The following is a 19,249-nucleotide window of genomic DNA, read 5'->3' on the forward strand; positions in this document are numbered from 1 at the left end:
AGCCGTCATGGCATGACGACGGCAGGAGTGAGCGACGCGGGGACCGGGTCGGGGGTGGGGTCGGGGCGCCAGACGGCCCAGGGGCTGGTGCCCTGCCGGTACTGCTCCTGCAGCGCGGTGCGCTCCTTGAGGGTGTCCATGGGCGCCCAGAACCCGTCGTACCGGACGGCTCGCATCCGGCCGTCGGCGGCCGCGCGCACGCACGCGTCCATGACGAGGTCCTCGCCCTCGTGGAGGTAGTCGAAGATCCCCTGCCGCAGGCAGAAGTAGCCGCCGTTGATCGGGAAGGGCATGTCCGCGACGGGGGTGAGGCCGCTCACGAGCCCCTCGTCGTCCATCTCGATGACGTGGAAGGACTCCTGCGGCCTCACCGCGAGCATCTGGCCCACGGCGTCGGTGCCCCGGAACTCCTCGATGAGCTCGTTCATCGGCGCGTCGGTGAGGACGTCGCCGTAGTTGGCCAGGAAGATCTCGTCGTCCCCCAGGTGCGGACGCACGCGGCGCAGGCGCTCACCGATCGCGGTGCTGAGCCCGGTGTCCACGAAGGTGATCGTCCACTCGCTGATGTCGGTGCCGAGCATCTCGATCTCCTCGCCCCCCTTCGTCATGACGAAGTCGTTGGACGCGGTCTCCCGGTAGTCGAGGAAGTACTCCTTGACCGCCTCCGCCCCGTGCCCGAGGCAGAGGATGAACTCGGTGTGGCCGAAGTGGGCGTAGTAGCGCATGACGTGCCACAGCACCGGACGTGGCCCGATGGGCATCATCGGCTTGGGCAGCGACTGGTTGTCGGCGCGCATGCGCATGCCGAGACCACCGCAGAAGAGGACGACCTTCACGGTTGGCTCCCTCCCGGACGGCCGGCGGCCGTCACAGTTGCTCGAGGTGGGGCAGGGCGACGACGAGGCGGGTGCCCCGGTCGCGCAAGGGCTGCAGCTGGGCGGCGATCTCCGTGCGCAGGTTCCACGGCATGATGAGCACGACGTCGGGTGCCTCGTCGTCGAGGGCCTCCGGCGGGCGGATCGGGATGTGCGTGCCGGGCAGGAAGAGCCCGTGCTTGTGCGGGTTGCGGTCGACGGTGAAGGCCATCAGGTCGCGGCGGATCCCGCAGTGGTTGAGCAGCGTGTTGCCCTTGCCCGGTGCCCCGTAACCGGCCACGGTCAGGCCCTCGCGCGAGCAGCGGATGAGGAACTCGAGCAGGTCGTTGCGCACGGTCGCCACGGAGTCCGCGAACCCGTCGTGGCCCTGAAGGGTGTGCAGCCCGGCGGCCTCCTCGGCCGCGAGCACGCGGGCGACGGCATCGCTCGGGTCACCTGCAGACTCCGTGGGTCTGGACCACGTGCGCAGGGAGCCGCCGTGGGTGGACAGCTCCTCGACGTCGACCACCGTCAGGCCCGCGGCCGCGAGCACCCGCTGGGTGGTGAGCAGGCTGAGGTAGGAGTAGTGCTCGTGGTAGATCGTGTCGTACTCGTTGCCCTCGATGAGGCGTTGGAGGTGGGGGATCTCGATGCTCACGACGCCGTCGTCGGCGACCAGCCGACGCAGCCCCGTGCTGAAGTCGACGATGTCGGGGACGTGGGCGAAGACGTTGTTCGCGACGACCAGGTCGGCGCGGCCGTGCTCCCTGGCGATCGCGGCCCCCGTCTCCTCCCCGAGGAAGGTGGTCTCGGTGGGGATGCCCTTGCCGCGGGCCACCTCGGCGATGTTCGCCGCGGGCTCCACCCCGAGGGCGCGCAGCCCCCGCGCGACGACGTGCTGCAGCAGGTAGCCGTCGTTGCTCGCGACCTCGACCACGAAGCCGTCGCTGCCGAGGCCGAGCCGGGAGACGGCGCCGTCGACGAACTCCTTCGCGTGCTGCACCCACGAGTCGGAGTAGGAGGAGAAGTAGGCGTAGTCGCTGAAGATCTCCTCGGCCGGAATGTAGGCCGGCAGCTGCACGAGGAGGCACTCCGAGCAGATCCGCACGTGGAGCGGGTAGAAGACCTCGCCCTGGTCCAGCTGGTCGGCCCGCAGGAAGCTCTCGCAGGGCGGCGACGCGCCCAGGTCGACGAAGGTGTGTCGTAGCTCGGTGGAGCAGAGCCGGCACCGTGGTGCGTCCATCTGAACATCCTCACGTCCGGCGGCACCGGCCCCCGGCCTGTGCCTGCACCATCACTATGCCAGCGGTCACCGGGTGGATGCCATAGCCCGAAGGGGGCGGATGACGGTGTGGGGGAGGCCTACCGGATCAGGCTGCGCGTGCGGCGATCGCACTCTCGTAGTGCCCGACGAGCTGGGTGGTCAGGCTGCTCCACGAGCGCTCCGCGACCATCCCCGGACCTGTCGCGGCCATGCGCTCCCGCAGACCGGGGGACTCGACGAGCTCGCCCACCCAGCGAGCGAGGTCGCCGCGGCGGTCGGGGTCGAAGAGGTAGCCGGACGCGCCGTGGGCCACGAGGTCGAGGGGGCCACCCACGCCCGGCGCGACGACGGGCAGCCCAGCGGCGGCGGCCTCCTGCAGCGTCTGCCCGAAGGTCTCCTTGGTCCCCGTGTGGACGAAGACGTCGAAGGTCGCGTAGGCGCGCGCGAGGTCGGCGCCCGTGCGGGGCCCGAGGAATGCCGGTGGGAGGTTGGGCCGGCCGGAGCTGGCGGCGACGGCCTCGGCGAGCCGGGCCCCGAGCTCGTTGCGGCTCGGGCCCTCGCCGACCAGCACCAGGCGGGTGCCCGGCAGCTGGGCGAGCTCGACGAGTCGGTGGAGCTCCTTCTCGGGGGCCAGCCGGCCGACGTAGCCGAGGAGGAGCTCGCCGTTCGGGGCGAGGGCGTGCTTGAGCGCGAGCGTCTCGGAGTCGTCCTTCCACGCCGGCGTGAACAGGCGCGTGTCGACGCCGCGACCCCACAGACCCGTGCGCGGGATGCGGTGGGCACGCAGCTCCTCCAGGGTGGGTCGGCTCGGCGCGAGGGTGAGGTCCGCGCGCTCGTGGATGCGGCGCACCCACTCCCAGGCCAGGTTTGACGCGCTGCGACCGAGGGCCCCGGGGCCGTGCTGCCGGACGTAGCCCGGCATGTCGGTCTGGTAGATCGCCACGGTGGGCAGGTCGAAGCTCTCGGCCTGCTGCAGCCCGCGAGCCCCCACGAGGAAGGGGGAGGCGACGTGGACGACGTCGGGGCGGAAGTCACGCAGGGCCCTGCGCACCGCCGCAGTCGGCAGGCCTGCACGGAACCCGCGCACGGGCACCGCCGGCAGCGCGCGGACCACGTGGCCCGCGTACGTCGCCGGGGCCGGCCCCGGCGCGATGATCACCGCCTTGTGGCCCTGCTCGCGCAGGTTCTCGGCCACGCGGCAGACACTCGTCGTGACGCCGTTGAGGCTGGGCAGGAAGGACTCGGTCGCAATCGCCACTCGCACGGGACCCACTCTGCGTGCGGTGCCACCCCCCTTCGGTGACCTCGCGGTGGGTGTCCGGTGAGCATCAGGTGACCATCCGGGGCCCCGCGTCCAGCGCCCTAGCGGGTCGGCAGCTGCGTGAAGTAGTCGATCGTGCGCTGGAGGCCGTCGCGCAGCCGGGCGCGGGGGTGCCAGCCCAGCACCTCGGTGGCCCGGGTGATGTCGGGCCGACGTCGGGTCGGGTCGTCCTCGGGGAGGGGACGGTGCTCGATCGACGAGGAGCTGCCGGTCAGCTCGAGCACGAGCTCGGCGAGCTCGAGCATGGTGAACTCGGTGGGGTTGCCGATGTTGATGGGGCCGGTGACCTCGTGGTCGGTCGCCATCAGGCCCATGAGTCCCTCGACCATGTCGTCGACGAAGCAGAAGGAGCGGGTCTGGCTGCCGTCGCCGTAGATGGTGATGGGGGCACCGGACAGGGCCTGCACGATGAAGTTGGAGACGACCCGGCCGTCGTCGGGCTGCATCCGGGGGCCGTAGGTGTTGAAGATCCGGGCGACCTTGATGCCCAGGTCGTGCTGCCGCCGGTAGTCGAAGAAGAGCGTCTCGGCGCACCGCTTGCCCTCGTCGTAGCAGGAGCGGATGCCGATGGGGTTGACATTGCCCCAGTAGTCCTCGGTCTGCGGGTGGACCTGCGGGTCGCCGTAGACCTCGGAGGTCGAGGACAGGAGGATCTTGGCCTTGGTGCGCTTCGCCAGACCGAGCATGTTGATCGACCCGTGGACGCTCGTCTTCGTCGTCTGCACGGGGTCGCGCTGGTAGTAGATCGGGCTCGCCGGGCAGGCGAGGTGGTAGATCTCGTCGACCTCCACGTAGAGCGGGAAGGTCACGTCGTGCCGCATCAGCTCGAAGCTGGGGTGGTCGAGCAGGTGCGTGAGGTTGCGTCGGGTGCTCGAGTAGAAGTTGTCGACCACGAGGACCTCGTGGCCCTGCTCCAGCAGCCGTTCGCAGATGTGCGAGCCGATGAACCCGGCGCCACCGGTGACCATCACCCGGCGCGGGGGCCCGGCCATCTCCTGAGCCATTCCCTGGCGGTCCCGAGCGTTCACCGCGTCAGGTTACCCGTTGGTCGCTCCGGCCCGTCGCACGCGCCGACTACCCTGAGACGCGGCTCATCCCAGCACCAGTCCGGAAGGCTCCCTGACCCATGAAGGTGATCGTGCAGATCCCCTGCCTCGACGAGGAGACCACGCTCCCCCTCGTCCTGGCCACGATCCCTGCGTCGATCCCGGGCGTCGACGTCATCGAGACCCTCGTCATCGACGACGGATCGAGCGACCGCACCGCCGAGGTCGCCCGCAAGCTCGGCGTCACCCATGTCCTCAGCCACACCCGGCCCCTGGGGCTGGCCCGCTCCTTCCGGGACGGGGCCGACTTCGCCCTGCGCCACGGCGCCGACATCCTCGTCAACACCGACGGGGACAACCAGTACCCGCAGGAGCGCATCGGTGACCTCGTCCAACCGATCCTCGCGGGCGAGGCCGACATCGTCGTCGCGGACCGGCAGACCCGGACCATCAAGCACTTCTCCCCGTTCAAGCGGCAGATGCAGGCGCTCGGCTCGGCCGTGGTCAACAAGGTGGCGAGCACGGACCTCCCGGACGCCGCGAGCGGCTTCCGCGCCTACTCCGCGGCGTCGCTGATGCGGCTGAACATCGTCACCGACTTCTCGTACTGCATGGAGACGATCATCCAGGCGGGGCACAAGCGGATGTCCATCGCCTCGATCCCCGTGGTGACCAACGACAAGACGCGCGAGTCGCGGCTCTTCTCCAGCATCTGGCAGCACATGGCGAAGTCCGGGTCGGCGATCATCCGCTCCTACATCATGTTCAAGCCGCACGTGTTCTTCGGCCTGCTCGGGACGGCGCTGCTGCTGCTGGGGCTCATCCCCTTCGTCCGCTTCCTCGTCCTCGCGGCGATGGGTGACGGGGGCGGCCACGTCCAGTCGTTGATCTTCGGCACCGCGCTGATCGTCGGGGCCCTCTTCTCGTACGCCCTGCTGGTCATCGCCGACCTGCAACGCACCAACCGCGTGCTCATGGAGGAGACGCTCGAGCAGCTGCGGATCCTGCGCTTCGGACCGACCGGGGAGGACGACCTGTGACGACGGCACCCGACCTCGAGCGCTTCTGGGCGGTGGTGCCCGCCGGTGGTGCCGGGACGCGGTTGTGGCCCGTCTCCCGCGCGGCCTCGCCGAAGTTCCTCCACGACCTCACCGGCAGCGGCCGCACGCTCATCCAGGCGACCGTCGACCGGCTGCGCTGCCTGGCCCCCGAGCGGGTCCTCGTCGTCACCGGCGCGGCCCACGCCGCCGCGGTCGCCGAGCAGGTGCCGGACCTCCCTTCGGACCTGATCATCGCCGAGCCCTCGCCGCGCGACTCCATGGCCGCGATCGGCCTGGCCGCCGCGGTCCTGGAGCTGCGCGACCCCGAGGCGATCCTCGGCTCCTTCGCCGCCGACCACGTCATCCGCGACGAGGAGGCCTTCGCCGCCGCGGTCACCGAGGCCGTCGGCGTCGCTCAGCGCGACGACCTGCTCGTGACGATCGGCATCGAGCCGACCTTCCCCTCGACGGGTTTCGGCTACATCCAGATGGGCCCGCGCCTGCGCGCGCACCCCACGGCCGCGCGGGTGCGCCAGTTCGTCGAGAAGCCCGACGCCCGCCGCGCCGCCTCCTACCTCGCCACCGGCGAGTTCCGGTGGAACGCCGGCATGTTCGTCGTGCGGGCGAGCACGCTCCTCGACCTCCTCGCGGGGTGGCACCCCGACCTCGCCGCCGGCCTGCGCGAGATCGCCGCGGCGCCCTCGCTCCTGGAGGAGCGCTGGGCCGGGCTCGAGAAGATCTCGATCGACCACGCGGTCGCCGAGCCCGCTGCGGACGAAGGGAGGGTCGCGGTCGTGCCCGGGGTCTTCGACTGGGACGACGTCGGCGACTTCAAGTCGCTCTCCGGGCTGCTGCCGAAGGGGGAGGGCTCGATGACCGTCGTCGGCGACCCCGCGCAGGTCCAGGCGGTCGACTCGGGCGGTCTCGTGGTCTCCGAGTCCGGGCGCATGGTCGCGGTCGTCGGGCTCGAGGACGTCGTCGTCGTCGAGACCTCCGACGCTCTCCTCGTGGCCAGTCGTGAGCGCGCCCAGGACGTCAAGCTCGTCGTCGAGGCGCTCAAGGCCGCCGGACGCACCGACCTCGTGTGAGCGCCTCCACGGGCGGGTGCCCGGCCGTCGGTAGAGTTCACCCGATATGACTGCCCCCCTCGCCCCGACGCTCCTGCGGGTCATCGACCAGCTGCTGCCGGAGCTGATCGACTTCCGGCGGGACCTGCACGCCCACCCCGAGCTCTCCTTCGAGGAGCACCGCACGAGCGAGCGGCTGCGCTCGCGGCTCGAGGCAGCGGGCCTCACCCCGCGGTCGGTCGGCGAGACCGGTCTCGTGGTCGACCTCGGCGCCCCCGAGCCACGACGTCGGGTCGCCCTGCGCGGTGACCTCGACGCGCTGCCGGTGCGCGAGCGCTCCGGTCTCGACTGGAGCTCGACCGTCGACGGCGTCTGCCACGCCTGCGGCCACGACGTGCACACGACGGCCCTGCTCGGCGCGGGCCTGGCCCTCGCCGAGGTCGCCGACGAGCTCGCCGCCCGGCACGTCGCGGTCCGCCTGCTCTTCCAGCCGGCCGAGGAGCGCATGCCCGGTGGCGCGCTGCAGTTCGTGCAGGCCGGCGTCATGCAGGGCGTCGACACCGTCTACGCCGTGCACTGCGACCCGGCACTCGACGTCGGCGAGATCGGGCTGCGCGAGGGCGCGCTCACCGCCGCGGCCGACCAGGTGACGGTCACGCTGCGCGGCCGGGGTGGCCACACCTCCCGCCCCTTCCTCACCGAGGACCTCACGTACGCCCTGGCGAAGGTCATCACCGACGTGCCGGGGGTGCTCAGCCGCAGGGTGGACCCGCGCGCCGGTCTCGTCCTCGTGTGGGGCAAGGTCTCCGCCGGCGAGGCGATCAACGTCATCCCCTCCACCGGTGTCGCCCAGGGCACCCTGCGGATGCTCGACGTCAACCTCTGGGAGGAGATCGGCCCGCTGCTCCACGAGGTCATCGACGACGTCGTGCGCCCCTACGGCGTCGACGCGGCGGTCGACCACGTGCGCGGCGTGCCGCCGGTCGTCAACGACGCACCCGCCGTGGCGGCGCTCGGTCGCGCGACGATGGCCGCGGGCCTGCGGCCGGTGCCCACGCCGCACAGCCTCGGCGGTGAGGACTTCGCCTGGATGCTGCACGACGCCGAGGGCGCCATGGCCCGGCTGGGCACGCGCACCCACGGCGGGCGCACCTTCGACCTCCACCAGGGGGACCTCGTCGTCGACGAGGGCGCGGTGCGCAACGGCACGGCCCTGCTCGCCATCGCCGCGGCGGGGGAGTGGACGCGGGTCGAGGCGGACTGACCTCCCCCTCGTCCGGCAGGGTCCTGCCCTGCAAGGGAAAACCCTGCCGGAGGTGCGCGAGGGGTCGCGGTCTCATAACAGTTGGCCCACGGATCGCATCGGCTGGTGACCCCGGGCGTACCCGGACGTAGCATCCCCCGGACGGCATGCGCCATCGCGTGCCCTGTACCCCTGCTCGAGAAGGAGAGCGCCTTGCGTCACACCGTGAAGGCTGCATCGATCATGTCCGTCGCCGCACTGGCCCTGAGCGCGTGCGGTGGGAGTGACTCCGGTGGTGACGCCACCTCCGGCGAGGGCGGCGGCAGCGACGTCAAGGCCTGCCTCGCCTACGACGTGGGTGGTCGCGGCGACCAGTCGTTCAACGACTCCGCCGCCAAGGGCCTGGACCAGGCCAAGGACGAGCTCGGCGTCGAGATCGACGAGGTCGAGGCCAGCCAGGGCGAGAACGACGCGGCCCGCGAGGACCGCCTCAACCAGCTCGTCGACGCCGGGTGCACCAACATCATCGGTGTCGGCTTCATCTACGCCAACGCGATCGGTGCCGCGGCCAAGGCCAACCAGGACATCAGCTTCGCCGTCATCGACGACGCCTCCGACGCGTCCAAGGCCGACAACGTCGCCCAGCTGACCTTCGCCGAGCAGGAGGGCTCCTTCCTCGTCGGCGCGGCCGCCGCGATGAAGTCCAAGAGCGGCAAGGTCGGCTTCATCGGTGGGACGGACGTGCCGCTGATCAACAAGTTCGAGGCGGGCTTCGAGGCCGGCGCCAAGGCCGTCGACCCCAAGATCGACATCCAGGTCAAGTACCTCGCCGAGGACGGCTCCGGCTTCGCCGACCCGGCGAAGGGCAAGACCGCCGCCCAGGGCATGTACGACAAGGGCGCGGACGTCGTCTACCACGCGGCCGGCGGCTCCGGCTCGGGTGTCTTCAAGGCGGCGTCCGAGAGCAAGAAGATGGCGATCGGCGTCGACTCCGACCAGGCCAAGACGGCCGACGCGAGCGTCCGCGACGTCATCATCACCTCGATGGTCAAGAACGTCGACGTGGCGGTCTTCGACTACATCAAGGCCAGCGTCGACGGCAAGCCGCAGTCCGGCAACATCGTCTACGGCCTCAAGGAGGGTGGCGTCTCCTACGCCACCACCGGCGGCAAGATCGACGACATCACCAAGGACCTCGACGACTACGAGCAGCAGATCATCGACGGGAAGATCTCCGTCCCGTCCAAGTGACGCCCTGATCGAGACGGGGTCCGTCGGCGCCGAGTGCGTCGCCGGACCCCGTCCCTGTCGGAGCCACCACCGGAGGCATCATGAGCAGCACCACCCCAGCGCCCGTGACCGGGGGCGGCGGCCTGGCCGTCGAGGTCGAGGGCATCACCAAGAGGTTCCCGGGCGTCGTCGCCAACCGCGACGTCACCTTCGGTGTCCGCCGCGGCACCGTCCACGCCATCGTCGGGGAGAACGGCGCCGGCAAGTCGACGCTGATGAAGATGCTCTACGGGGTGCAGAAGCCCGACGAGGGCACGATCCGCATCAACGGCGAACCCGTGACGATGTCCAGCCCGTCCGAGGCGATCAAGCACGGCGTGGGCATGGTCTTCCAGCACTTCATGCTCGCGGACAACCTCACGGTGACCGAGAACGTCGTCCTCGGCGCCGAGCGTCTGCACGGCATCCGGGGCGGGGCGCGGGCCGAGATCACCCGCATCTCCGACGAGTACGGCCTCGACATCGACCCCGACGCCCTCGTCGCCGACCTCGGCGTCGGGGCGCGCCAGCGCGTCGAGATCCTCAAGGTGCTCTACCGGGGGGCCCGCACGATCATCCTCGACGAGCCGACCGCCGTGCTCGTGCCCCAGGAGGTCGAGGAGCTCTTCGACAACCTGCGTGAGCTGAAGCGCGAGGGCATCACCGTCCTGTTCATCTCGCACAAGCTGGACGAGGTGCTCTCCGTCGCCGACGCGGTCACCGTGATCCGCCGCGGGACGACGGTCGACACCGTCGACCCGGCCGGCGTCACCGCGCGCCAGCTCGCCGAGCTCATGGTCGGCTCGGAGCTGCCGACCCCGCAGACCGAGGAGTCGACGGTCACCGACCGGGTCGTGCTCTCGATGCGGGAGATCACCCTGCGGGGCCACGGTCGCGACCTGCTGCAGGACATCACGCTGGACATCCATGCGGGGGAGGTCCTGGGCATCGCCGGGGTCGAGGGCAACGGCCAGGCCGAGCTCGTCGAGGTCCTCATGGGCATGCTCGAGCCGACCTCCGGCACCGTCCACCTCGAGGGCACCGACATCTCGGACTGGGACGTGCGCGCCATCCGCGAGGCGGGCGTCGGCTACATCCCGGAGGACCGCCACCGCCAAGGGTTGCTCCTCGACGCCCCGCTGTGGGAGAACCGCATGCTGGGCCACCAGACGGAGGCGCCGTCCTCGAGACGTGGGCTGCTCACCCCTTCGGCCGCGAAGGCGGACACCGAGCGGATCGTGCGCGAGTACGACGTGCGCACCCCGGGCATCGACGTGACCGTCGGCTCGCTGTCCGGCGGCAACCAGCAGAAGCTCATCGTCGGCCGCGAGATGAGCCACCACCCCAAGGTGCTCGTCGCGAGCCACCCGACCCGAGGCGTCGACGTCGGCGCGCAGGCTGCCATCTGGGACCTCGTCCGCGACGCGCGGCGCGAGGGGCTCGCCGTGCTGCTCGTCAGCGCCGACCTCGAGGAGCTCATCGGGCTCTCCGACACGATCAAGGTCATCCTGCGGGGGCGGATCACCGGTGAGTTCGACCCCGACACCGTGACCAGCCAGGAGCTCGGCAGCGCGATGACCGGCGCCGGTAAGGACGCATCATGAAGCTCGACCCGCGCCGCCTGGCGCTCACCCTCGCGGCCCCGGTGCTCGCCGTCGTCGTGGCCTTCGTCGTCACCTCGCTCGTGCTCGTCGCGGTGGGCGACCCGGTCGGCAAGGTGTGGGCGACGCTGCTGTCCGAACCCAAGCCCCGCACCATCGTCAACATCGTCAACAGCGGGATCACCTACTACATCGCCGCCGTCGCCGTCGCGGTCGGCTTCAAGATGAAGCTGTTCAACATCGGCGTCGACGGCCAGTACCGCATCGCCACCTTCGCCGCGGCGCTCGTCGCCGGCAACGGCTGGCTGCCCGGGCCGCTCAACATCGTCCTGGCCCTGCTCGTCGCGATGCTCGTCGGGGGTCTCTGGGCCGGTATCGCCGGCTGGCTCAAGGTCCGCCGCGGCGTCTCCGAGGTCATCTCGACGATCATGCTCAACGCGATCTCCGGCGGCCTCGTCGCGTGGGGCCTGCGCTCGTGGGGACAGCGCGCCGAGGGCAGCAACACCCGCAGCACGCAGGAGATCCCGGCCTCGAGCCAGCTCGAGGGACTCGGGCTCGTCCCGGGCGCGACGGGCAAGGTCTACACCCTGCTCCTCCTCGCGGTCCTCCTCGGCATCGGCTACTGGTTCGTCATCAACCGCACCCGCTTCGGCTTCGACGTGCGCGCGACCGGTGAGTCCGAGTCGGCCGCGGTCGCGAGCGGCGTGAAGGTCCCGCGGATGGTCCTCGTCGCGATGATCGCCTCGGGTGCCGTCGCCGGCCTCATCGGCATGCCGGGCTTCTTCGGCGCCGACCACAGCTACGGCATGAACTTCCAGTCGGGCGTCGGCTTCATCGGCATCGGCGTCGCCCTCCTCGGCCGCAACCACCCGATCGGCATCGCCTTCGCGGCCTTGCTGTGGTCGTGGCTGGAGAAGGCGAGCGACGGGCTGCAGCTGCGCGCCGACGTCTCGCCCGCGCTCGTCTTCATCATCCAGGGCGTCATCCTCCTGGCGGTCGTCATCGCCTACGAGGTCGTCCACCGCATCGAGCAGCGCATGGAGCAGCGGCACGTCGCCCGTCAGCTCGATGCCACGACGGAAGGAGCCCCGGCATGACCCTCAGCGTCGGGACCGAGACCGAGGTCGAGCCCGCCCGGCCCTCTCGCCGGGTGCCCTTCTGGTTCTGGCCGCTGGCCCTCGCCGGCTTCATCGTCGTGCTCTCGACGATCCGCGTCGTCACCGGGCAGGGCGACATCGCCTCGTCCGGCACCCTGAGCGCCGCCCTCGCCTGGGCCATGCCACTGGCCCTCGCCGGCCTCGGTGGTCTGTGGTCGGAGCGGGCCGGCGTCATCAACATCGGGCTCGAGGGGATGATGGTCCTCGGCACGTGGGGCGCTGCCTTCGGGGCGATCCACGCCGGTCCGTGGGGCGGCGTGCTCGGTGCGCTCGTCTGCGGTGCGCTCGGTGGCTTGGTCCACGCCCTCGCGACCGTCACCTTCGGCGTCGACCACATCGTCTCCGGTGTGGCCCTGAACATCGTCGCCGTCGGTGTCGCGAGCTACCTCGCGGCGCGCTTCTTCGGCCAGGTCGAGGGCGGCAGCGACGTCCAGTCGCCGCAGCTGCCCGGGCTGCCGAAGCTGGGGATCCCCGGCATCTCGGAGCCGCTGGCCAGCGTCGAGGCCAAGGGCTGGTTCTTCGTCTCCGAGGTGGCCGCCGTGCTGCGCGCCGCGACGACGGGCCTGTCCGCCCTCACCGTCATCGCCCTGCTGCTGATCGCCGGGACGTGGTACGTCCTGTGGCGCACCCCCTTCGGCCTGCGGGTGCGCAGCTGTGGTGAGTCGCCGGTGGCCGCCGAGACGCTCGGCGTCAACGTCTACCTCTACAAGTACATCGCCGTCGTCGCCTCGGGCGGCCTCGCCGGGCTCGGTGGTGGCTTCCTCGCGATGGTCGCCTCCGACGCCTACCGCGAGGGCCAGACCGGCGGCCGGGGCTACATCGGTCTCGCCGCGATGATCTTCGGCAACTGGCGCCCGGGTGGCGTGCTCATGGGCTCGGGCCTCTTCGGCTACATGGACGCGCTCCAGCTGCGCGGCGGCGGCGCCGCGCTGCACGCGCTGCTGCTCCTCGTCGCGCTCGTCCTCCTCGGCATCGGTCTGTGGCAGGTCCTGCGCCGCCGAGCGTTCGTGCAGGGGACCTTCGCGGTCGTGGCGGGCCTCGTCGTCGTCGTCTACTGGGCCCTCAGCGACACCGTCCCGGGCGAGATCACCCCCTTCGCCCCGCACCTGACGACCCTGCTCGTGCTCGCCTTCGCCAGCCAACGGCTGCGGATGCCCGCGGCCGACGGCAAGGTCTACCGCAGGGGAGAGGGCCACTGACATGGAGGTCACGGACGCCGACTGGGAGCGCGTGCGGGTGACCGCGGTCGAGGCCATGGAGCGGGCGTACGCGCCCTACTCCCACTTCCCGGTCGGCGTCGCCGGCCTCGCCGACGACGGGCGGCTGGTGAGCGGCTGCAACGTCGAGAACGCGTCGTACGCCGTCGGGCTGTGCGCCGAGTGCGGTCTCGTGAGCGACCTCGTGCGCACCGGCGGCGGCCTGCTCGTCGCCGTGTGGTGCGTCGACGCACGCGGTGAGACCCTGATGCCGTGCGGCCGCTGCCGACAGCTCCTCTGGGAGCACGGTGGGCCGCAGTGCCGCATCCAGACCCCCGAGGGGGAGCTGACGATCGCCGACATCCTCCCGCAGGCCTTCGGCGCGCAGGACCTGACGAAGGGAGCACCGTGACCGAGCAGCACGACGTCGTCGACATCATCCGGACCAAGCGTGACCGGGGAGAGCTCACGGACGGGCAGATCGACTGGGTGATCGACGCCTACACCCGTGGGGTCGTCGCCGACGAGCAGATGTCGGCGCTGGCCATGGCGATCCTCCTCAACGGCATGACCCGCCCCGAGATCGCGCGCTGGACCGCGGCCATGATCGCGAGCGGGGAGCGGATGGACTTCGCCGCCCTGAGCCGCCCCACCTCGGACAAGCACTCGACCGGCGGCGTGGGTGACAAGATCACGCTGCCCCTGGCGCCGCTCGTCGCCGTCTTCGACGTCGCCGTCCCGCAGCTGTCCGGCCGCGGGCTCGGCCACACCGGCGGGACGCTCGACAAGCTGGAGTCCGTCCCCGGGTGGCGGGCCGACCTCACCAACGCCGAGATGCTCGCCCAGCTCGAGGACGTCGGTGCGGTCATCTGCGCCGCCGGCGCGGGCCTGGCCCCGGCTGACAAGAAGCTCTACGCGCTGCGGGATGTCACGGGGACCGTCGAGGCCATCCCGCTCATCGCCAGCTCGATCATGAGCAAGAAGATCGCCGAGGGCACCGGCTCGCTCGTCCTCGACGTCAAGGTCGGGTCCGGGGCCTTCATGAAGTCCCGTGAGGACGCCACCGAGCTCGCCCGCACGATGGTCGACCTCGGCACCGACGCGGGGGTCGACACCGTCGCGCTGATCACCGACATGTCCGTGCCGCTCGGACTGACCGCCGGCAACGCCCTCGAGGTGCGCGAGTCCGTCGAGGTCCTCTCGGGCGGGGGACCGGCCGACGTCGTCGACCTCACCGTCGCGCTCGCCGACGAGATGACCCGCGCCGCCGGCAAGGACGTCGGTACCGACGAGCTGCGCGCGGCCCTGGCCGACGGCCGGGCCATGGACGTGTGGCGTCGGATGATCTCCGCGCAGGGCGGCGACCCCGACGCCGAGCTCCCCACCGCCCGCGAGACCGAGACGATCACCGCGGACGCCGACGGCCACCTGGCCGAGCTCGACGCGATGTCCGTCGGGGTCGCGGCCTGGCGGCTGGGTGCCGGTCGCGCCCGCAAGGAGGACCCCGTGCAGGCCGGCGCCGGCGTGGAGCTGCACGCCCGCCCGGGGGACCGCGTCAGCGCCGGTCAGCCGCTCATGACGCTGCACACCGACACCCCGGAGCGCTTCGAGCGCGCCCGGCAGGCGCTCGAGGGCGGGTGGCGGATCACGCGGGAGGCGCCCCCTTCGTCCCCGATCGTGCTGGACCGCATCACCGCAGAGGAGCGCTGAGGTGCCCGAGCTCACCACCTCCCCGTCGATCATCGACGTCGCCGGCGGCATGGTCATCGCCGAGCACGTCGGTCGCGTCGCCATCTGCACACCGGCCCTCGGCCCCGGCACGCTGCACCGCGAGGACCAGGCATGAGCCTCGACGAGGCCGCCGTCCGGGCGCTGCCCAAGGTGGTGCTCCACGACCACCTCGACGGCGGCGTGCGGCCGCAGACCGTGCTCGACCTCGCCGACGAGGTCGGCCACGAGCTGCCGGTGGGCGGGTCCGACCGGACGGTCGAGGGCCTGGCCCGGTGGTTCCGCGAGTCCGCCGACTCGGGCTCGCTCGTGCGCTACCTCGAGACCTTCGCGCACACCGTGGGTGTCATGCAGACCGCCCCCGCGCTGCGCCGCGTCGCCCGCGAGAGCGTCCTCGACCTGGCCCGCGACGGGGTCGTCTACGCGGAGTCGCGCTACGCCCCCGAGCAGCACCTCGAGGGCGGGTTGAGCCTGACGGAGGTCGTCGAGGAGGTCGACGCCGGGTTCCGCGAAGGGGAGGAAGCCGCGGCTGCCGAGGGCCACCCGATCGTCGTGCGGGGGCTGCTCACCGCGATGCGCCACGCGGCCAAGTCGCGCGAGATCGCCGAGCTGGCCGTGCGCTACCGCGACCGCGGGGTCGGGGGCTTCGACATCGCCGGCGCCGAGGCGGGCTACCCCCCGAGCCGGCACCTCGACGCCTTCGAGTACCTGCGCCGCGAGAACGCGCACTTCACGATCCACGCCGGGGAGGCCTTCGGGCTGCCGAGCATCTGGGAGGCGCTGCAGTGGTGCGGCGCCGACCGGCTCGGGCACGGGGTGCGCATCGTCGACGACATCGGCTTCCGCGGGGCGACCGTCACCGACGACCCCCTCGCCGCCAACGAGGCCGCGCGGGAGGACCCCTCGCAGCTGCGGCTCGGGCGGCTGGCGTCCTTCGTCCGGGACACCCGGGTGCCGCTCGAGATGTGCCCGCACAGCAATGTCCAGACCGGCGCCGCGCCGTCGATCGCCGCCCACCCCATCACCCTGCTCGCGCTGCTGCGCTACCGCGTCACCCTCAACACCGACAACCGGCTGATGTCGGACACGTCGATGACCAAGGAGATGACCGCGCTGGTCACCGAGGCGGGCTGGACGCTCGAGGACCTGCGCTGGGTGACGACCAACGCGATGAAGTCGGCCTTCCTCCCCTTCGACGAGCGGCTGGAGCTCATCGAGGGGACGATCAAGCCGGGCTACGCAGCGGCTGCCACCCGACCCTGACCGGGTGGAGGTGTACGCGCCGGGGAAACCCCCGCGCGTACACCTCCACCGATTCGTCCCCAGGGGGCGAGCTCACGACGCGGGTACCCACAGCCCGGTGGTCCGCCGCCCTCGGTCAGCTCGCAGCCGGTGTGCTGGGTCCGTGATCGAACGCATCAGGGCCGTGCACCGGGTCGCCGTGGCAGCGGCTGCTGCGCAGGACGGCGTCGCCTCCCGGCGGATGCTGCGGGCGGCGGGGATCGACCGCGACGAGGTGCGCGGCCACGTCCGTGCGGGTCGCTGGCGTGAGCACGGGCGATGGACCATCGCGGTCCACACGGGCGACCTGAGCCTGCTCGCCCAGCGCTGGCGCGCGGTCTGGGAGGTGGGCGAGCGCATCGCCGTGGTCGACGGCGTGAGCGCACTGCACCACAGGGGGCTCACGGGATTCGCCGAGCCGAGCATCCACGTCTCGGTGCCGCACACCGCGAGGACCCACCCCGTCGACGGGGTCGTGCTCCACAAGGTGCGCACGCGCCCTCGTCGCCATGTCAGCGCGACCGGTCTCCCGGTCGCGGCACCCGGGCCGGCAGCCGTGAGGGGAGCGCACTGGGCCCGCTCGGACCGACAGGCGGCGCTCATCATGGTGCTGCCCGTCCAGCAGCGCCTGGTCACGGGGGACCAGCTCGTCGTCGCCACCCGCGAGGTGCGCGGTCGCACCCGACGGAAGTTCATCAGGCTCCTCGCCGCCGACATCGCGGGTGGCGCCCAGGCGCTGAGCGAGCTCGACTTCGCCCGGATCTGCCGGATCCACGGCCTGCCGGAGCCGCAGCGGCAGGTCGTCAGGCGCGGTCCCAGGGGCCGGATCTACCTCGACGTGCGATGGGCCTGCGGCCTCGTCGTCGAGATCGACGGAGCCGGCCACCGGTGGGGACTGGCGGTGAGCGACGACAACCTGCGGCACAATTTCGCGACGTTGGCCGGGGACACCGTGCTGCGGATCGACACGATCGGGCTGCGCACCTTGGAGGAGGACTTCATGGCCCAGGTCGTCACCGCGCACCGGCGTCTCACGAGTGGATGCTGACGCGCGGACGAAAGGTCAGCGCGTTCGCCTCCACCGAGGAGGGAGGGGTCAGTAGGTGGCGCTGGGGGCGGCGTCGGTGGTCCGGCCGGGGTCGGGGATGACCAGGCCGTCCGGACCGAGCTGCTCGGCCTCGGCGAGCAGGGCCGCGGTGCTCGAGGTGCCGATGCGCGTGACGCCCTCGGCGAGCATCGCCAGGAGGGTCGCGATGTCGCGGACGCCGCCGGAGGCCTTGACCTCCATGCGCTCGGGGGTGTGGGCGCGCATCAGCGCGACGTCGGCGAGGGTGGCGCCGCCTCCCGCGAACCCGGTGGCCGTCTTGGTGAAGTCCGCCCCGGCATCGGCGCTCGCCCGGCACGCGTCGACCTTCGCCCGCTCGTCCAGCAGCGCGGTCTCGAAGATGACCTTGACGATCGCGCCGGCCGCGTGCCCGACGTCGACGACGGCCGCGATGTCGTCACGCACCGCGGTGACGTCCCCGCCGCGCAGCCGGCCGATGTTGAGGACCATGTCGAGCTCGCTCGCACCGTCGGCGAGGGCCTGCCGCGACTCGGCGACCTTGGCGGCGGTCGACGTCGTGCCGTGGGGGAAGCCGATGACCGTGCACACCCGCGTCGGGCTGCCGGCGACCTCGGCGATGGTCTCCCTGGCCAGGGCCACGTCGCTGGGCCGCACGCAGACGCTCCAGATGCGCTGCGCGGCGAGCTCGCGGACCGAGGTGGCGACCTCGTCGGGCGTCAGCTCCGGCTTGAGCAGCGCATGGTCGATGAGGTCGGCGACGTCCTGGACGGTGAGCGTGCTGCCGGCGGCGAAGGGGGGTCGCGTCATGGCCGCAAGCCTAGGTGGTGGCGTCGCGCCCGCCGTCCACCCAGCGCGAGCCCACCTCGCGCAGCCGGCCGGTGCCCGCGGTCAGCTCGGCCACGAGCGGGGGCAGCGTGTCCTGGTCGGTGGCGGCGACGCCGAGCCGCAGCGTCACCTCGGCGGCGTACCGGGCGCCGTGCACGCGGACGCCCCGGGCGCGCAGCTCGTTGTCGATCCGGCCGGCCTCGGCGTGCGGGACGACGAGCTCGTGCTCGGTGACCAGCGTGCGGCGCAGGGTGCCGACGTCCGCCAGCCCGGCGCGCACGGAGTCGCCGTAGGCGCGGACCAGGCCACCGGTGCCGAGGAGCACACCACCGAACCAGCGGGTCACGACCGCGACGACGTCGGACACACCGTGCCCGAGGAGCACCTCGAGCATGGGCGCACCAGCGGTCCCCGAGGGTTCGCCGTCGTCGGACGAGCGCGTGGTCCCGCGCTCGGGCCCGAGGACGAAGGCAGAGCAGTGGTGCCGGGCGTCCCAGTGCTGCGTGCGCAGCCGCTCCACGACGGCCCGCGCCTCGTCCTGCGTCTCGACGCGCTCGAGCGTGCAGCGGAAACGGGACCGCCTGACCTCGATCTCGACCTCGCCGTCGTGGGCGATCGTCAGGTACGACGTCGTCGCCACCGCCGGGTCCTCAGGCGCAGCTCGGACGGTGCCCGGCCAGCAGCCGCTCGGCCTGCGACGGCGTGGCGCAGCGCGCGCCCAGCTCGACGTGACGAGCCACGACGCGCGGTTCCTCGCGCATGAGCACCAGGCCGCGGTGGACGAGCGTGAGCGGGGGCTTGCGGCGCTCCCTGAGGTCGCGCGCCAGGCGCAGGACGAAGGTCTTGAGCCGGTGGTGGCGGATGCACCACGCGGAGTGCAGCAGCCCGGCCGCGCGCAGCGCCGGGATGGCCTCCGCCGCGAAGATGCCCTCGGCGACGACGAGGTCGTGCGCGTGGGCGGTCACTGTGTGCGTGCCGGTGGCGCGCGAGACGCTGATGTCGTACACGGGCATCGATGTCTGGCCCGTCGTGAGCAGCCGGCGGAGGGAGGCGACCGCGGCGTCCTCGTCCCAGCTGGCCGGGTGGTCCCAGTCGACCATCCCGAGCTCCTCGCTGAGCGGCAGGTCCGGGGCGTCGGCGTCCTTGTAGAAGTCGTCCAGCCGCACGACGGGCCACCCGTGCCGGCGCCGGAGGCGACCGGCGAGCCGCGACTTGCCCGATCCGCTCGGCCCCGCGAGGACGACGATGCGGCCGGTCTCGGGGGCAGGGGTGGGCGTGGGCACGAAGGGAG

Annotated in this window: 19 protein-coding genes; 12 read left to right on the plus strand and 7 right to left on the minus strand. The window is 71.9% G+C overall.

Translation table 11 applies throughout. From position 1 onward, the window contains the following. Positions 1-5: 5 nt before the first annotated feature. The 4 genes from ABC138_RS03645 to ABC138_RS03660 all read right to left on the minus strand — a co-directional run bounded on the left by ABC138_RS03645 (position 6) and on the right by ABC138_RS03660 (position 4,467). Entirely contained in the window at positions 6-836 is an 831-nt protein-coding gene (locus tag ABC138_RS03645) for a sugar phosphate nucleotidyltransferase (protein WP_068321926.1), read from the minus strand. 31 nt (positions 837-867) lie between these two features. Next, a complete protein-coding gene (locus tag ABC138_RS03650) occupies positions 868-2,097 on the minus strand; it encodes a class I SAM-dependent methyltransferase (protein WP_068321929.1) in 1,230 nt (409 codons plus the stop codon). Between the two features lie 127 nt (positions 2,098-2,224). Continuing rightward, positions 2,225-3,382, minus strand: coding sequence for a glycosyltransferase family 1 protein (locus ABC138_RS03655; protein ID WP_068322501.1), 1,158 nt, complete (start codon positions 3,380-3,382; stop codon positions 2,225-2,227). Positions 3,383-3,480: 98 nt separating this feature from the next. Next, complete coding sequence (locus ABC138_RS03660; RefSeq protein ID WP_245634765.1) at positions 3,481-4,467, minus strand: UDP-glucuronic acid decarboxylase family protein; 987 nt, start codon at positions 4,465-4,467, stop codon at positions 3,481-3,483. A gap of 110 nt (positions 4,468-4,577) precedes the next feature. On the opposite strand from ABC138_RS03660, the gene ABC138_RS03665 reads away from it, so the two are divergent. From ABC138_RS03665 to ABC138_RS03720, 12 genes are all read left to right on the plus strand, one after another. Then, on the plus strand, positions 4,578-5,525 hold the full coding sequence (locus ABC138_RS03665) for a glycosyltransferase family 2 protein (protein WP_345912781.1): 948 nt from the start codon (positions 4,578-4,580) through the stop codon (positions 5,523-5,525). Continuing rightward, positions 5,522-6,613: a mannose-1-phosphate guanylyltransferase gene (locus tag ABC138_RS03670; protein ID WP_068321938.1), complete on the plus strand. Its 1,092-nt coding sequence runs from the start codon at positions 5,522-5,524 to the stop codon at positions 6,611-6,613. Before ABC138_RS03665 ends, ABC138_RS03670 begins: the two co-directional genes overlap by 4 nt. Before the next feature lie 46 nt (positions 6,614-6,659). Further along, positions 6,660-7,856, plus strand: a complete 1,197-nt coding sequence (locus ABC138_RS03675) for an amidohydrolase (RefSeq protein ID WP_068321941.1) — start codon at positions 6,660-6,662, stop codon at positions 7,854-7,856. A gap of 192 nt (positions 7,857-8,048) precedes the next feature. Next, on the plus strand, positions 8,049-9,086 hold the full coding sequence (locus ABC138_RS03680) for a BMP family ABC transporter substrate-binding protein (protein ID WP_068321944.1): 1,038 nt from the start codon (positions 8,049-8,051) through the stop codon (positions 9,084-9,086). 80 nt (positions 9,087-9,166) lie between these two features. After that, entirely contained in the window at positions 9,167-10,708 is a 1,542-nt protein-coding gene (locus tag ABC138_RS03685; protein WP_068321946.1) for an ABC transporter ATP-binding protein, read from the plus strand. Further along, positions 10,705-11,802, plus strand: a complete 1,098-nt coding sequence (locus ABC138_RS03690) for an ABC transporter permease (protein ID WP_068321949.1) — start codon at positions 10,705-10,707, stop codon at positions 11,800-11,802. The genes ABC138_RS03685 and ABC138_RS03690 overlap by 4 nt, the downstream gene beginning before the upstream one ends. Further along, positions 11,799-13,061 (plus strand): ABC transporter permease, encoded by a 1,263-nt coding sequence (locus tag ABC138_RS03695; protein ID WP_068321951.1) that lies wholly within the window; start codon positions 11,799-11,801, stop codon positions 13,059-13,061. The genes ABC138_RS03690 and ABC138_RS03695 overlap by 4 nt, the downstream gene beginning before the upstream one ends. A 1-nt stretch (position 13,062) precedes the next feature. Continuing rightward, positions 13,063-13,470: a cytidine deaminase gene (locus ABC138_RS03700; RefSeq protein ID WP_068321954.1), complete on the plus strand. Its 408-nt coding sequence runs from the start codon at positions 13,063-13,065 to the stop codon at positions 13,468-13,470. Next, positions 13,467-14,768 (plus strand): thymidine phosphorylase, encoded by a 1,302-nt coding sequence (locus ABC138_RS03705; protein WP_068321956.1) that lies wholly within the window; start codon positions 13,467-13,469, stop codon positions 14,766-14,768. Before ABC138_RS03700 ends, ABC138_RS03705 begins: the two co-directional genes overlap by 4 nt. Before the next feature lies 1 nt (position 14,769). After that, positions 14,770-14,904, plus strand: a complete 135-nt coding sequence (locus ABC138_RS03710; RefSeq protein WP_255218222.1) for a hypothetical protein — start codon at positions 14,770-14,772, stop codon at positions 14,902-14,904. Continuing rightward, positions 14,901-16,049, plus strand: a complete 1,149-nt coding sequence (locus ABC138_RS03715; protein ID WP_345912782.1) for an adenosine deaminase — start codon at positions 14,901-14,903, stop codon at positions 16,047-16,049. The genes ABC138_RS03710 and ABC138_RS03715 overlap by 4 nt, the downstream gene beginning before the upstream one ends. 142 nt (positions 16,050-16,191) lie before the next feature. Continuing rightward, positions 16,192-17,115: a hypothetical protein gene (locus ABC138_RS03720; protein WP_345912783.1), complete on the plus strand. Its 924-nt coding sequence runs from the start codon at positions 16,192-16,194 to the stop codon at positions 17,113-17,115. A gap of 48 nt (positions 17,116-17,163) precedes the next feature. Here ABC138_RS03720 and deoC read toward each other — a convergent pair whose 3' ends face one another. From deoC to ABC138_RS03735, 3 genes are read right to left on the minus strand one after another with little or no spacing between them, the layout of a single operon-like run. Then, positions 17,164-17,940 carry a deoxyribose-phosphate aldolase gene (gene deoC / locus ABC138_RS03725; protein ID WP_345912784.1) on the minus strand — a complete coding sequence of 259 codons (777 nt, stop codon included), beginning with the start codon at positions 17,938-17,940 and terminating at the stop codon, positions 17,164-17,166. Positions 17,941-17,950: 10 nt separating this feature from the next. Then, positions 17,951-18,598: a YigZ family protein gene (locus ABC138_RS03730; RefSeq protein WP_345912785.1), complete on the minus strand. Its 648-nt coding sequence runs from the start codon at positions 18,596-18,598 to the stop codon at positions 17,951-17,953. Between the two features lie 10 nt (positions 18,599-18,608). Next, the gene (locus ABC138_RS03735) at positions 18,609-19,241 is read right to left on the minus strand and encodes an ATP-binding protein (RefSeq protein ID WP_345912786.1); all 633 of its coding nucleotides are present in this window, start codon (positions 19,239-19,241) and stop codon (positions 18,609-18,611) included. Between the last annotated feature and the right edge of the window lie 8 nt (positions 19,242-19,249).

This window comes from Janibacter sp. LM (assembly GCF_039631275.1).
Lineage (GTDB): Bacteria > Actinomycetota > Actinomycetes > Actinomycetales > Dermatophilaceae > Janibacter > Janibacter terrae.